Source organism: Nakamurella alba, from assembly GCF_009707545.1.
In the GTDB taxonomy this organism is placed as follows: domain Bacteria; phylum Actinomycetota; class Actinomycetes; order Mycobacteriales; family Nakamurellaceae; genus Nakamurella; species Nakamurella alba.
In genome coordinates this window covers 17,497-31,625 of record NZ_WLYK01000013.1, presented here as the reverse complement: position 1 = coordinate 31,625, position 14,129 = coordinate 17,497, and the positions used below count along the sequence as shown (strand labels likewise).

Annotated in this window: 13 protein-coding genes; 10 read left to right on the top strand and 3 right to left on the bottom strand. The window is 71.6% G+C overall.

Features of this window, described 5'->3' with window-relative positions:
* Positions 1 to 24: 24 nt before the first annotated feature.
* The 4 genes from ssd (at position 25) to GIS00_RS24175 (ending at position 3,783) form a co-directional block, all read left to right on the top strand.
* On the top strand, positions 25 to 1,089 hold the full coding sequence (gene ssd, locus GIS00_RS24190) for a septum site-determining protein Ssd (protein WP_196073438.1): 1,065 nt from the start codon (positions 25 to 27) through the stop codon (positions 1,087 to 1,089).
* Positions 1,086 to 2,291, top strand: a complete 1,206-nt coding sequence (locus GIS00_RS24185) for a TadA family conjugal transfer-associated ATPase (RefSeq protein ID WP_154771045.1) — start codon at positions 1,086 to 1,088, stop codon at positions 2,289 to 2,291. Before ssd ends, GIS00_RS24185 begins: the two co-directional genes overlap by 4 nt.
* Positions 2,285 to 2,995 (top strand): type II secretion system F family protein, encoded by a 711-nt coding sequence (locus tag GIS00_RS24180; protein WP_154771044.1) that lies wholly within the window; start codon positions 2,285 to 2,287, stop codon positions 2,993 to 2,995. Before GIS00_RS24185 ends, GIS00_RS24180 begins: the two co-directional genes overlap by 7 nt.
* Before the next feature lie 71 nt (positions 2,996 to 3,066).
* Positions 3,067 to 3,783 carry a type II secretion system F family protein gene (locus GIS00_RS24175; RefSeq protein WP_196073437.1) on the top strand — a complete coding sequence of 239 codons (717 nt, stop codon included), beginning with the start codon at positions 3,067 to 3,069 and terminating at the stop codon, positions 3,781 to 3,783.
* 9 nt (positions 3,784 to 3,792) lie between these two features.
* On the opposite strand, the gene GIS00_RS24170 is transcribed toward GIS00_RS24175, so the two are convergent.
* Both GIS00_RS24170 and GIS00_RS24165 read right to left on the bottom strand, forming a co-directional pair.
* Positions 3,793 to 4,632 (bottom strand): helix-turn-helix transcriptional regulator, encoded by an 840-nt coding sequence (locus GIS00_RS24170; RefSeq protein ID WP_407666921.1) that lies wholly within the window; start codon positions 4,630 to 4,632, stop codon positions 3,793 to 3,795.
* Positions 4,633 to 4,651: 19 nt separating this feature from the next.
* Positions 4,652 to 5,452 (bottom strand): SDR family NAD(P)-dependent oxidoreductase, encoded by an 801-nt coding sequence (locus tag GIS00_RS24165; RefSeq protein ID WP_154771041.1) that lies wholly within the window; start codon positions 5,450 to 5,452, stop codon positions 4,652 to 4,654.
* A gap of 883 nt (positions 5,453 to 6,335) precedes the next feature.
* On the opposite strand from GIS00_RS24165, the gene GIS00_RS29455 reads away from it, so the two are divergent.
* The 6 genes from GIS00_RS29455 to GIS00_RS24135 all read left to right on the top strand — a co-directional run bounded on the left by GIS00_RS29455 (position 6,336) and on the right by GIS00_RS24135 (position 11,813).
* Positions 6,336 to 6,545, top strand: a complete 210-nt coding sequence (locus tag GIS00_RS29455; RefSeq protein ID WP_154771116.1) for a DUF4244 domain-containing protein — start codon at positions 6,336 to 6,338, stop codon at positions 6,543 to 6,545.
* Positions 6,542 to 6,907 carry a TadE family type IV pilus minor pilin gene (locus tag GIS00_RS24155; RefSeq protein ID WP_322098385.1) on the top strand — a complete coding sequence of 122 codons (366 nt, stop codon included), beginning with the start codon at positions 6,542 to 6,544 and terminating at the stop codon, positions 6,905 to 6,907. Before GIS00_RS29455 ends, GIS00_RS24155 begins: the two co-directional genes overlap by 4 nt.
* Positions 6,864 to 7,730: an Rv3654c family TadE-like protein gene (locus tag GIS00_RS29175; RefSeq protein WP_322098384.1), complete on the top strand. Its 867-nt coding sequence runs from the start codon at positions 6,864 to 6,866 to the stop codon at positions 7,728 to 7,730. Before GIS00_RS24155 ends, GIS00_RS29175 begins: the two co-directional genes overlap by 44 nt.
* A gap of 103 nt (positions 7,731 to 7,833) precedes the next feature.
* Complete coding sequence (locus GIS00_RS24145; protein WP_196073436.1) at positions 7,834 to 8,691, top strand: DUF4333 domain-containing protein; 858 nt, start codon at positions 7,834 to 7,836, stop codon at positions 8,689 to 8,691.
* A 265-nt stretch (positions 8,692 to 8,956) separates the two neighbouring features.
* Positions 8,957 to 11,185: an MMPL family transporter gene (locus GIS00_RS24140; RefSeq protein ID WP_154771038.1), complete on the top strand. Its 2,229-nt coding sequence runs from the start codon at positions 8,957 to 8,959 to the stop codon at positions 11,183 to 11,185.
* Between the two features lie 52 nt (positions 11,186 to 11,237).
* Positions 11,238 to 11,813, top strand: coding sequence for a dihydrofolate reductase family protein (locus tag GIS00_RS24135; protein WP_196073435.1), 576 nt, complete (start codon positions 11,238 to 11,240; stop codon positions 11,811 to 11,813).
* Here the strand turns inward: GIS00_RS24135 and GIS00_RS24130 are convergent.
* Entirely contained in the window at positions 11,771 to 14,110 is a 2,340-nt protein-coding gene (locus tag GIS00_RS24130; protein WP_322098383.1) for a DEAD/DEAH box helicase, read from the bottom strand. The two genes, GIS00_RS24135 and GIS00_RS24130, sit on opposite strands and share 43 nt — an antisense overlap.
* Positions 14,111 to 14,129 lie beyond the last annotated feature (19 nt).

Below are 14,129 nucleotides of genomic sequence, written 5' to 3'. Positions count from 1 at the left end.
CCGGGGCAGGTTGGTATGAACGGCATGTCGGGACTGCCACTGCTGATCACCGAGGACGAGCTCGTCCTCGACGAATTGCTCCGTGTCGCCGCGGCCGCCCAGGTCGAGGTGCTGCACAGCCGGCTGCCGGTGTCCCGGCAGGCCTGGCGCACCGCCCCGGTGGTGCTGCTGGATGCGGCCGTCGCCGACCGCCTGCTGGCGTCGGCCCCGACCCGCCGGGACGGGGTCCTCGCCGTCACCGGACCCGGGCGCGGCTCCGGTCCGCCGGTCGACTGGCCCTCGCTGTTGGCGCTGGGCGTGTCGGCCGTCCACGACCTCGATGTCGACGACGCGGCCCTCGTCGGTGCGCTCACCGAGGCGGCCGCACCGGGGCCGGAGGGCGGCCGGGTCGTCGCGGTCACGGGAGCGGCCGGTGGCGTCGGCACCTCCGTGTTCGCGGCGGCGTTGGCACTGGTGGCGGCCGGTCGTGGCCGGCAGGTGGTGCTGGGGGACGGCGACCCGTGGGGTGCCGGGCTCGACCTGCTGCTCGGTGTCGAGGAGCAGGAGGGTGCACGCTGGGAGGCGTTGCACGCGCCCACCGGGAGCCTCGGGGCGCAGGCGCTGCACCGCTCGCTGCCCGGGATCCCGGTCGCACGGGGACGGGTGTCGGTGCTGGGTCACGACCGCACCGCTCCGGTGCCGGCTCCGTCGGCGACGGTCGAGGTGGTGGTCCGGTCCGTGCGGCGGGCCGGTGACCTGTTCGTCGCCGATCTGCCGGGGCATCCCGAGCCCGCGTCGGACCTGGTGATCGGCGTCGCCGATCTCGTCGTCCTGGTCACCACGTCGGACGTGCGCGGTGGATTCGCCGCCGAGCGTGCCGTCGAACGGATCCGGGCGCTCGGTGCCGAACCTGGTCTGGTCGTGCGTGGTCCGGCGCCGGGTGGTGTCGGACCCGAGGAGATCGCCGCCGCGCTCGGGGTCGAGTTGCTGGCCGGCTACCGCCCCGAGCCGGGACTGGCCCGGGATCTGGAACACGGACGCCCGCCCGGCCACCGTGGGCGCGGTCCGCTGGCCGTCGCGGCCGCCCGCGTCCTCGACCGTGTGGCATGACGGCCGCAGGCGTGTCCAGGGGCGGCTCACCGGCGGAGCTGCCGCCGGTGACCGACGAGCTGGTGGAGGCGGTGCAGCGCAGGGTCGCCGACGCGCGCACCGAGCCGGAAGGGGCCGCGATCGCCACCGCTCTCCGTGCCGAGCTGCCGGGACCGGTCAGCGATGCGGCGATGCTCCGGCTCCTGCGGATCATGGAGAACGAGCTGCGCGGGTCGGGTGTGCTCGAGCCACTGCTGGCCGATCCGCGGACCACCGACGTCGTGGTGAACGCACCCGACGACGTCCGGGTGGACCGCGGCGACGGGTGGGAACCGACCGACGTGCGCTTCCCCGATGAGGCGGCAGTGCAGCGATTGGCCCGGAGGCTCGCCGCGGCCGCGGGTCGCCGCCTCGACGAGGCCCTGCCGTACGTCGATGCGCGGCTGCCCGACGGCACCCGGCTGCACGCGGTGATCCCGCCTGTCGCCGTGTCCGGCGCCTGCCTGTCGCTCCGGGTGCTCCGCCCGTCCCGCCACGACCTGGACCGGCTGGCCGGTTCGGGCACCCTACCCGGTGCGGTCGCCCCGGTGCTGCGCGCCGTGATCGATGCCCGACTGGCCTTCCTGATCGGCGGTGGGACCGGTTCCGGCAAGACGACCCTGCTCGGTGCCGTGCTCGCCGCGGTGCCGGAGGGAGAGCGGGTGGTGGTCGTCGAGGACGCGGAGGAACTACGCCCCGCGCACCCGCACGTTGTGCGGTTGGTCGGCCGGATCGCCAACGTCGAGGGTGCCGGCGCGGTGCCGCTGCGGGAGTTGGTGCGGCAGGCGTTGCGGATGCGCCCGGACCGGATCGTGCTGGGAGAGGTGCGTGGCCCTGAGGTGGTGGAACTGCTCGCCGCGCTCAACACCGGCCACGAGGGTGGCGGCGGCACCCTGCATGCGAACACTGCGGCCGAGGTCCCGGCCAGGTTGGAGGCGTTGGCCGCGATGGCCGGGTTGGACCGGACCGCGCTGCACGCCCAGCTGGCCGGGGCCGTGCAGGTGGTGCTGCAGATGCGGCGGACCCCGACCGGGCGTGTGCTGTCCACCGTCGGCGTCACCCGCCGGACCGGCGGTGGCCCGGTGGAAGTGATCCCGGCGGTCGCGGACGGCGCGCCGGTGCTCGAGGGCATGGCGCTGCTCCGGGACCTGTTGGCCGGCCGCGGGATCGACCCGCCGTGCTGACTGTGGTGCTGGTCGTCGCCGCCGGGCTGCTGATCTGGCCGGCTCCCGGTCCGCGAGCTCCCGGCCGCTCGTTGCGCCCGGGCCGAGGGCCCGGGCCGGCCGCGATCGGCGTCGGGCGGATCAGTGGCCGGTGGATCGTGCCGGCGATCGCCGGCACGGCGGCAGCACCGGGAATGCTGGCCGGGTCGGTGCCGATCGCCGTGGCATCCGCGTTACTGGCCGGCAGTTGCGTGGCGGTGGTCCGCGGAGAGTTGCGGACCCGGGCCGCACGGCGACTCGACGACGCGGCCGCAGCGGCGGTCCGCACGTTGGTCCGGGAACTGCGCGCGGGGGCATCGCCGGAGTCCGGGCTACGGGTCGCCGAGGTCCCGGCGGAGGCCGTCGAGGTGCACCGCCGGCTGACCGACGGCCGGGTCCTGGCGGAGAGGTTCGGACTGCCGTGGGTCGTCGTGCTCGAGGCGCTGGCGCGGGATCTCGACGACCTGGCCGCCGTCGGCCGGGCCCGTGCCGGACAACTGGCCGGTCCGAGGCTGTCCGGCTGGGTACTGGCAGCCCTCCCGGTACTGGGGATCCTGCTCGGCTACGGGATGGGGGCCGACCCACTGGCGGTACTGGCCGGCAGCGGTGCGGGCGCTGTCCTGCTGCTCACCGGGGTGGCGCTGACCTGCGCCGGTCTGCTCTGGACCGCCCGGATCGTGCGATGACCGCCGGCCCGCACGCACTCGATCCCTTACCCCTCGACTCCTTGCCCCTCGATTCCTTGCCCCTCGACCCGATGCCGATCGCGGCCCTGCTGCTCGCAGCGGCCCTGGCGCTCTGGCCCGCCCCACGACCGGGTCCGGCGGACGGCCGTCGGCACACCGGCAGTGCCAGACTCCGGGAGGTGGTGGTCGCGGCGGCCGGGATGCTGGCCACCGGGTTCCTGCTCGGCGTGGAGGTGTGGTGGTCGGTACCGGCGGCGGTCCTGGCCGGAGTGCTGGTGCACCGGCGGCCGGTTCGGCGCACCCCGGCCCAGGAACGGTCCGACCGGCGGCTTCTCGCGGAGTGCTCGGACCTGGTCGCGGCCTGTGTCGCGGCGGGCCAGCCGATGGGGCGGGCCGTCGGCGTGGTCGCGCGGCTGCTCGCCGGTCGCGCGGCTCCCAGGGCGCCCGGTGTCACGGGCCCGCTGGACACCCTGGTCTCGGTGGCCGCGCTCACCGACATGGGTGCGTCTGCCGAGATCGCGTGGCGCGCCGCGGAATCCGACGACGACCTGGCACCGCTCGCGGCAGCGGTGTGCCGGTCCGAGCTGGGCGGCGCCGCGCTGGCCGGGGCGGTCCGTGAGCACGCGGACCGGTTGCGGGCCAGGGGAATCCAGGACCTGGAGCGCAGTGCCGGGCGGGCCGGGGTGCTGATCACCGGCCCGCTCACGGTCTGCTTCCTGCCGGCGTTCCTCTGCCTCGGGCTGGCTCCGGTGGTGCTGGGGTTGCTGCGCGGCCTGTCGGTCTTCTGAAGGGCCGTCTCAGCTGCCCAGGATCTGTGCGCCGATCACCGAGAGCAGTTGCAGCTTCTCGTAACTCGGCGTGCCCGGGGTGGCGGTGAAGACCAGCAGGCCCTGCAGTTGCTCGATGTCGTAGAGGGTCTGGCAGTACACCTCGAGCTCGCCGACCTCCGGGTGGATCAGTCGCTTGAGCTGACTGTGCTTGCGGCCCACCTCGTGTTCGGCCCAGATGGCCGCGAACTCCGCGCTCCGCGCCAGCAGGGCATCGACGACCTCCTGTGCTCTCGATCCCGCGCCGTCCCTGGCCAGTGCCGTGCGCAGGTCCGCGGCGAACTGGCGGCCCCGCAACGAACGGTCCTCCTCGGGATAAAGGTTCCGGTTCTGCTTACGGGTGAAGAACCGGAACGGCGCGTACCTCTCCAGTCCCTCGAACTCGGTCTCGTTCCCGAACAGCGCGACGGCGGGCGGCGTCTGCAGCAGCGTCTCGCCGAGCGGACCGATCACCATTGCCGGGGTGTCGGACAACCGGTCCAGGATCCGCATGAGTCCGGCGTCGACGTGGTCGCTGCGGCGCACCCGTTCCGGCGCCGGATGACCGGCCAGCCGGAACAGGTGGTCGCGTTCGTCCAACGACAGGTGCATCCCGCGGGCCAGCGCGGCCAGGATCTGCTCCGACGGATGACTGCCCCGCTGCTGCTCGATGCGGGTGTAGTAGTCCGTCGACATCCCGGACAGCGCGGCCACCTCCTCGCGGCGCAGGCCGCCGGTCCGGCGCCGGCTGCCTCGGGGGAGGCCGACGTCCTCCGGGGACAGGCTCTCCCGGCGGGTGCGGAGGAAGTCGGCGAGCTGGGCGCGGTCCACGGTCATCAGTCTGCCCCCCTCAGAGCCGCATGCCGCCGGAGGCCTCGATGCGCTGGCCGGTCACCCAGGACATGTTCTCCGAAGCGATGGCCGCGACCGCGGCGCCGATGTCGTCCGGCAGGCCCACGTGTCCCATCGCGATGACCGTGGCCAATCCGGACCGTACCTGCTCGTCGTCCCGCAGCGAACCGCCCCCGAAGTCGGTGGCGGTGGCACCGGGCGCGACGGCGTTGACGGTGATCCGCCGGGCGCCGAGTTCCTGTGCGAGATAGCGGGTCCACACCTCGACAGCACCCTTGATCGACGCGTAGACCGACAGGCCGAAGTCGCCGACGAAGCGGGCCAGACCGGTGGAGGTGTTGATGATCCGGCCGCCGTCGGCCAGCAGCGGGACGAGGGTCTGGGTCAACATGACCACGCCGGTGAAGTGCACCGCGACCAGGCTGTTCACGGTGTCGACGGTGATCCCGCCGAGCGGGGTCGGTGCGGCGAAACCGGCGTTGTTGACAAGGATGTCGAGGGTGTTCCGCTGCCACTGCTCGCGCAGCACGGCGGTGAGGTCGGTGGCGAACTGCTCGAAGGTGCCGGTGGCGGTGGTGTCCAGCTGCAGCACCGCGGCGCGCCGGCCGAGGGCGCGCACGGCGTCCGCGACCTGTGCGGCCTGGTCCTCGCCGGATCGGTAGGTCAGCACGATGTCGTTGCCGGCGGCGGCGAGGGCAAGGACCTCGCTGCGGCCCAGGCCCCGGTTGCCGCCGGTGACGAGGGCGATCCGGCTGGTGGCGGTGGTGGTCTCTGCGGTGGTGGGCTCTGTGGTGGTCATGGGACCAGCCTGCTGTCGTCGGCAGGGCGGGTGAAGGACCGGTTCATCCAGGGACGCGGCGTCCCTGGCTGGGCTCCGCGCGGCGCTGTGCACCTTCGGGGCGCGGCATGTCCCAGCGGGACCGGATGCGACGCCGGGCATGACCGTGGGGAGCAGGGCGGCCGGACTGTGGCGTTCCGTTGGAACATCCGTGATCGAGTGCGTCGAGTGGTCGGAGTGCTGGGACAGTGCGGCTCGCATCCGACGTCCCAGCTGGAACGTGCGGAGGCGGGGGGTCGGCGTTCCAGCTGGAACGTTACGCAGTGGAGCGGAGTGATCAAGTGGGCGCTGCCGGGGCCATGCGGGTCGCATCACGCCCTTCCAGTTGGAACGTTCGTGATTTGGCGGTCCGGTTCTCGGAGCTGCTGGGACGGTGCCGAGGCGAATCTCGGCGTTCCAGCTGGAACGCATGCGTCCGAGAGGTCGATTCCAGCTGGAACGTTCGTCAACGTGCAGGCTCCGTCGTCGGCGCCGCCGGGACACTGGATCGGCGTCGGTCACAGGCTCGGCAGGATCGGGTCCGGCCGATTTATCCGCTCCGACCGTGCTCGTCGGATCTGTGCCACCCGGTCCGTCCACACTCCTCCGGCTGTCCACATCCCTTTCGGGGCAGCCGATCCGAAGCGCGAATGCGGCGGATGGTGGTGATGCGGCCGGCACCCGGCCGGCGCGGGAAGGAGTGGACATGGGACGACGAGCGACACTGCTGCCGGGGTGGGACATCCCGGTCGATGAGCCGGGGTTCGACCCGGACGGCGAGCACCGTCCGGTCGGTGACGGCGAGACGTGCGCCTGCGGACGCGGTTCCGAGGACTGCCTCCTGCTCGGCGACGGGACCGTGTCGATGGTCAAGGCGTCATCGGCCACGGGACCGTCGGTGGAGGAGTCGGCGGTGAAGGTGCCGTCGGATGCGGGCATGTCGACCGTGGAGTACGCGGTCGGCACCATCGTGGCGGCGGCCTTCGCGGCGGTGCTGTACAAGATCGTCACCGGTGACTCGGTGATCGCGGGTCTGACCGACCTGGTCAACTCCGCGCTCAACACCTCGCTGTGACGGCGACCCCGGCCGGCCGGTCGCGGCGTGCGGACAGGGGAGGTGTCACCGTCGAGGCAGCCCTCGCGCTGTCGTCGTTGATGGTGGTGCTCGTCCTCTGCCTGGCCGGGCTGATGACGGTGATCGCGCAGCTGCGCATCTCCGACGCGGCGGCGGAGGCGGCGCGGCTGGCCGGTCGGGGCGACGAGTCCGGGGCGCAGGCGGCAGTGGCCGCACTGGCGCCCTCCGGCGCATCACTGGAACTCGGGGTGGACGGCGACCTGGTCGTCGCAGTGGTGCGGGCGTCACCCGGGTCCGTGCTGTCCGGCATCCGGCTCGATGCCCGGGCCGTGGCGCATCGTGAGGAGTCGATCGGTGGATGAGTCGCGGCACGTGAAGGCTCGCAGCGGGCATGGAGACGACCGGGTCGGGGAATCGGGGACCGATTCCGTCGCCCACCGATGGAAACGGTCCCGGAAGTTCAGGTTTCGCCGCCGGAGGATCGCTATCAGCGGATCTGGCCGCGCATCGGGGACGGATACCGTCGCCGGCCGATGGGAGCGGTCCCGGAGGTTCGGGTTTCGCCGCCGGAGGATCGCGACCGGCGGATCTGGCCGCGCATCGGGGACGGAGACCCTCGCCGGCCGATGGAAACGGTCCCGGAGGTTCGGGTTTCGCCGCCGGAGGATCGCGACCGGCGGATCTGGCCGCACATCGGGGACGGAAACCCTCGCCCTCCGATGGAAATGGTCCCGGATGTTCGGGTTTCGCTGCCGGATCGCTTCGATCGTTGGGCCGGCGGTCGCATCCGGGACCGACGCCCGTGCCACGCACGGGAAGCGGCCCCGGATCGGACGACGGGACCAGGACGGCGGGTTCGCCACGATCCAGGTGTGCGTCATCGCCATGACGCTGGTGGCGGTGCTGGGGTTGGCGGTGCACCTGGGCGCCGCGGCGCTCACCCGGCAGCGCGCGGAGGCTGCGGCCGACCTGGCAGCGTTGGCCGCCGCATCCTGGGCACTGCGCGGGGCCGATACCGCCTGCGCCCGGGCAGCGGTCGTCGCCGAGCAGAACGGTGCAGCGATCTCCTCTTGCCGGTTCGAAGGGCTCGATGCCCTGGTCGAGACCGAGTGCACCGTGGGCTATCCACTCACCGGCACGGCGCACGGCCGCGCCCGTGCCGGTCCGGTGACCACTGATGGGTGAGGTGCAGGCTGATCTGGTTCGGGACGGCCATTGGCTCGCGATCCCGTGCGACCATCGCTGAATGGGTGGGCGGAGGCGAGTCGGATTCAGCACGCTGGTCGTAGTGCTTTTCCTGTCTGGGTGCCAAGCCGGGGCAACTTCGTCGCAGTCGGCCAACGAAGTCTCCGGTCGACAGAGTGGGCAGATCGGACCGCGATTTTTCGATCAGGATGCAGTCGAGGCCGGAGTATTGGCGATACTGTCCGGGCCCGCGCCGAGCGGGTATGCCCTGGTGGGCATCTCGGATGTGACCTGTCCCGACGACCAACCAGTGGTGGCCGGTTCGTCATTCGTCTGTGTGGTGACCCAAGACGGCAGTCGGAAGAAGGCAACGGTCACCGTCAAGGATGACGAAGGTCTGTACGAAGTCGGCATCCCTGCAGAGGACGTCCAAGCAGGCGTGTACGAGACAAGGGTTTTCAACCGAGTTCGGCTCGAGTCCGGAGTCCTGCAGATCCTGACAGAACCCGCTCCGCGCGGATATGCCTTGTCCGGAGTTTCAGACGTCGCTTGTCCCAGCGATCAAGAGGTGAACGCGGGCACTTCTTTCCTGTGCGCGGTCACCCAGGACGGAGTCCGGAAGAACGTCACCGTCAGCGTGAAGAATGACAACGGTACCTACGAGGTGGGCATCCCGGCTGTTGAGGTGCAGGAGACCTCTGTGACCACCTCGACTGTTCGACCGGTGGGGCGAATCTTCGATCAGGTGGCACTCGAGTCCGGCGTGATGAAGATTCTGACCGATCAGGCTCCGGGCGGCTACGGCCTGGTCGGTATCGAGAAGGTGTCATGCCCGACGAACCAGCCCGTGGCTGCAGGCACATCCTTCGTCTGCTCGGTCCTCCAGGACGGACTCCTGAAGAGTGTCACCGTGACCGTCAAGGATGACGACGGCCTGTACGAGGTGGGCATCCCGGCGTAGTCAGGATGCCCCGACGGTGGACAACCTCCCACTCGATCCGGTCCGGAGGTTATGCACCGGCGGAAGCACCTCGAACAGGTGGCGAAAGGTCACCGACAGCAACGGATCCACCGGATCGGGGAGGTCGCGAGCCACCGCCGGCCATCCGTTGGGTTGATCTTGGTCCGCGCGGGTCCCCCAACCGTTGTAACGCACACTCCGTGACCGTAACCTCACGCGCAGCTACTTTCCGGCTGTTCCCGTTCAGTTTCGAGAGGTCACGCCCATGGCAACCCTGCTGTACCGACTCGGCGCGTTCTCCGCCCGTCACCGGTGGGCGGTCGTCGCCGTCTGGCTGGTCCTGCTCGTCGGACTGGGCGGTGCGGCCGGAGCGCTCAAGGGCACCCTGTCCAACACCTTCAGCATCCCCGGCACCCCGGCGCTGCAGACCCTGGACGAGCTGGAGGCCAAGATCCCGGCCGCCGGCGGCGCGTCCGGTCGCATCGTCTTCGCCGTGCCGGAGGGGCAGACCGTCGTCGAGCCGGCCACGGCCGCGAAGATCGCCGAGGTGGTGAAGGAGGCCGGTGCCATCCAGGGCATCGCCGCCGTCACCGATCCGGTGACCACCAAGTCGATCTCGCCGGACGGCCGGGTCGCGCTGGCCACGGTGAACTTCACCGGTTCCGCCACCGACGTCCCGACCGCCGCCGTCGACGCGCTGTCGAAGGTCACCACCGCCGCCTCCGGATCCGGCCTGGAGATCGAACTCGGTGGCGCGGCCGCCCCGCAGCCGGCCGGCAGCGACACCACCGAGGCCATCGGCGTGGTCATCGCGCTGGTCGTGCTGCTCATCACCTTCGGTTCGATCGTCGCCGCCGGCATGACCATGCTGACCGCACTGATCGGCGTCGGCGTCGGCATGTCCGGCATCCTGCTCACCTCCGGCTTCGTCGAGATGACCAGCACCGCACCGATCCTCGCCCTGATGCTCGGCCTGGCCGTCGGGATCGACTACTCGCTCTTCCTGGTCTCCCGGCACCGCAGTCAACTCGCCACCAGCATGCCGGTCCGCGAATCGATCGCCCGGGCCACCGCGACCGCCGGTTCCGCCGTCACCTTCGCCGGCCTCACCGTGGTCATCGCGCTCGCCGGCCTCAGCGTCGTCGGCATCCCGTTCCTGTCGGTGATGGGTCTGTGCGCCGCGGCCACCGTCGCGGTCGCGGTCCTCATCGCGTTGACCCTGGTGCCCGCGCTGCTCTCGCTGGCCGGCACCAAGGTGCTGCCGCGCAAGGCCCGTGGCAAGGCCCCGGTCGCGCACACTGCCACCGCGGTCGCCCACGGCCGCTGGATCCGCATGATCAACAAGCGTCCGGCCTGGGTCATCGGTGCGGTGGTCGTGCTGATGGGCGTGCTCGCCGTCCCGGCCATGAAGCTGGACCTCGCGCTGCCGGACGACGGCTCTGCCCCGGCCGACTCCACCCAGCACAAGGCCTACGACCTGGTCGCCGACGGGTTCGGCCCGGGCCTGAATGGCCCGCTGCTGCTGGTGATCTCGGGTGAGCCGGCGAAGCTGACCGCGGCGGCCGAGGTGCTGGCCAAGGACATCGACGCCCTGCCCGCCGGCCCGCTGGCGGCACCCGGCGCGGCGAGCAGCGACGGCACGATGATGACGCTGACCGTCATTCCGAAGACCGGTCCTTCGGACGACCGCACCGAGGACCTGGTCAACCAGATCCGCGACCTCACCCCGCAGTGGGAGGCGGCCACCGGCACCACCATCGGCCTGACCGGCCAGACCGCCATCGCGGTGGACGTCTCGGAGAAGCTGGCCAGCGCGCTGCCGGTGTACCTGGGTCTGGTCGTCGGACTCGCGGTGATCCTGCTGCTGCTCGTATTCCGCTCGATCGTCGTCCCGATCAAGGCCGCGCTCGGCTTCCTGCTCTCCATCGGTGTCGCCTTCGGTGCGACCGTCGCGGTCTATCAGTGGGGTTGGCTCGGCTTCCTGTCCGGGGACAACCCGCAGCCGATCATCTCCTTCCTGCCGGTGCTGATGATCGGCGTGCTGTTCGGCCTCGCGATGGACTACCAGGTGTTCATGGTCTCCGGCATGCGGGAGGCCTACGCCAAGGGCGAGGACGCGAAGCAGGCCGTGATGACCGGCTTCACCGCCGGCCGCCGGGTGGTCACCGCCGCCGCGATCATCATGTTCAGCGTCTTCGCCGGGTTCGTGCTCTCGCCGGACACCGTCATCGCCTCCATCGGGTTCGCCCTCGGGGTCGGTGTGCTGGCCGACGCCTTCCTGGTCCGGATGACCCTGGTGCCCGCTGTCATGACGCTGCTCGGCAAGGCCGGCTGGTACCTGCCGCGCTGGCTCGACAAGGTGCTGCCGCACGTGGACATCGAGGGCGAGCGCCTGATGCGCACCCTCGAGAGCCGCGAAAAGGCAGAGGTGTCGACGACAGAGGCTACAGAGGCCGCCGATGCCCTGCCCGACCGGCAGCCCGAGCACGTCTGATCCACCCGCACGCTCCACAGCACGACCAGGCCCCGTCCGGCATCATGTCCGGATGGGGCCTCGTCGTGTGATCGCGCAGCAATGGGTGTCGGTGGACGGGTTCGCGTCCGGCCTCACGGACGAATCCGAGATCTTCTCCGCGGTCGACGATTTCGGCGACAGCGAGCGACACAACCAGCGGCTGCTGGATACGGTGGACGAGGTGTTGCTGGGTCGGCGCACCTACGAGACCTTCGTGCAGTACTGGCCGACGGCCGGTGACGAGCCGATGGCCGCCCGGGTCAACGAACTGCCGAAGATCGTGTGCTCCGGCACCCTCGACGCGGCGCCGTGGGGCGACTTCCTCGCTGCCACCGTCGTTCCCGACGCCGCGGCGCACCTGCGGGATGCCGCCGGCACCACATTGATCTGGGGATCACTCCACCTGATGACCTCGTTGTGGTCCGAAGGACTGCTGGACGAGATCGAGCTCTTCGTCGCACCGGTCACCCTGGGCGCCGGCACCCCGGTGGCCCCGCCGCAGCACCGCGCGCAGCTGCGCCTGCTCGACTCCGACGTCTGGCCGTCCGGTGTGGCCCGGCTGCACTACAAGATCGACACCGCTGCCGGCAGCGCCGACAGCACGTGATCGAGCACCAGCACCGCGCCGTCCTTGTGCAGCGGGTGGTTGCCGCTGCCGCAGCTGGGTGACTGTACGCAGGACGGGCAGCCGCGGCGACACCCGCAGGCGCGCACGGCATCCCGCACCGCGGTGAGCCATTTCCGGAGCACGGCGTGCCCGCGGTCGGCGAACCCGGAGCCGCCGGGCCGACCGTCGTGCACCACCACGGTCGGCAGCCCGGTGTCCGGATGGCAGCGCATGGAGAGCCCGCCGATGTCCCGCCGGTCGCAACCGGCGAAGAGCGGGAGCAGGGCGATGGCCGCGTGTTCCGCGGCGTGCAGCGCGCCGGGGATCGCCATCTCGTCCAGCCCGGCGGCGATGAGCGCGTCCGGCTCGATCGAGTACCAGACACCGCGGGTCTCGAGCACCTGCTCGGGCATGTCCAGCGGGATGGTGTCGATGATCTCGCCGCCGATCCGGCGCCGGCTGTACCCGACCACCTGATCGGTGACCCGCACGGCTCCGAGTCCGACCCGCACCCCGCCGGGCAGCGACACCGCCGCCTCCGGCTCCAGCAGGTCGGTCCGGGACACCGACCGGGCCATGGTGGTCCACTCCGGGCGCTCGGCGTGCACCATCGCCACGCCGGCGTCGAGGTCGAGATCATCGACCAGATAGGAGATCCCACGGTGCAGGTGGACGGCGCCGGTGTGCACCTGGGACATCGACCGGCCGTGGTCGATGGTGCCGAGCAGTCGTCCGGTGTCCGACTCCACGATGACCACCTGCGCATCGCCGCTGCCCCGCAGGTCCACCTCGTCGGCCGGATGCTGCCGGTCGGTGTGGTACCAGCCGGTGGGTCGCGCCCGCAGCTGTCGCTCCGCGAGCAGGGTCGAGATCACCGGCAGCACAGCGGTTTCACCGCCGAACAGCTCGACGTCGTCGGCGTCCAGGTGGTGCTCCGCGGCGGCGCAGCGCAGGTGCCCCGCGAGCAGCCGGGGGTTGCCGGGATCGGTCACCGACGTCTCGACGGGCCGGCCGAACACCGCCTCCGGATGATGCACCAGGTAGGAGTCCAGCGGATCGTCCCGGGCGACGAACACCACCAGTGCCCGCTTCTCGCTGCGACCGGCGCGGCCCGCCTGCTGCCACATCGACGCCAGGGTGCCCGGGTAACCGGCCAGCACCGCCGCGTCCAGGCCGGCGATGTCGATGCCGAGCTCCAGTGCGTTCGTGGTGGCCAGGCCGAGCAGGTCACCACTGCCGAGATCCCTTTCCAGGGCGCGTCTCTCCTCCGGCAGATAGCCGCCGCGGTAGGCCTCGACCCGGTGCGCCAGTGCCGGGTCGGTGTCGGATAGCAGCCGCCGGGCGGTGAGCGCGGTCTGCTCGGCACCGTGCCGGGACCGGACGAAGGCGAGGGTCCGGGCGCCGGAGGACACCAGCCGGGCCAGGATCTCCGCCGTCTCCGCCGGGGCGGGACGGCGGAGCGGCGCGCCCATCTCGCCCAGGCCGTCGGAGACCACGGGCGGCTCCCACAACACGAAGTCGGCGCCCGGCCGCGGCGCGCAGTCCTCGGTCACCGCAACCACCGGCGCGCCGATCAGCAGGGACGCCGACCGGGCCGGTTCGGCGACGGTGGCGGAGGCCAGCACGAACACCGGATCGGATCCGTAGAGGGCGGCGAGCCGCCGCAACCGACGCAGCACCAGCGCCACGTGGGAGCCGAAAACGCCGCGGTAGCTGTGGCACTCGTCGATCACCACGTACTGCAGGCCGCGCAGGAACCGGCGCCAGCGGGCGTGCTGCGGCAGGATCCCGCGGTGCAGCATGTCCGGGTTGCTCAGCACGATCCGGCCGTGGTCCCGGGCCCAGTCCCGCTCGGCGATCGGGGTGTCCCCGTCGTAGACCGCGGGTCGGAGGCCGGGCAGGCCGAGGCTGTCGAGCGTCCCCAGCTGGTCGGCGGCCAGCGCCTTGGTGGGGGAGAGGTAGAGCGCGGTCGCCCGCGGTTGCGTGGTCAGGTCGGACAGCACCGGCAGCTGGTACCCGAGCGACTTCCCGGACGCGGTACCGGTACTCACCACGGTGTGCCGGCCGGCGTGCGCGGACGAGGCGGTCTCCGCCTGATGCCGCCACGGGCGGTGGATACCGCGGGCGACGAACGCGTCCCGCACGGACCGATCCACCCAGGCGGGCCAGTCCACGGGCAGGCCGTCCCGGGCCGGGATCCGCTCCACGTGGCGCAGCGCGTCCGGTGGGCGGCCGCCCACGACGCCGAGCGCGGCATCCAGCAGATCGCCGGAGATGGTGCCGCTGGTTTGGATCACCTGTCCATTGTGCAGGGTG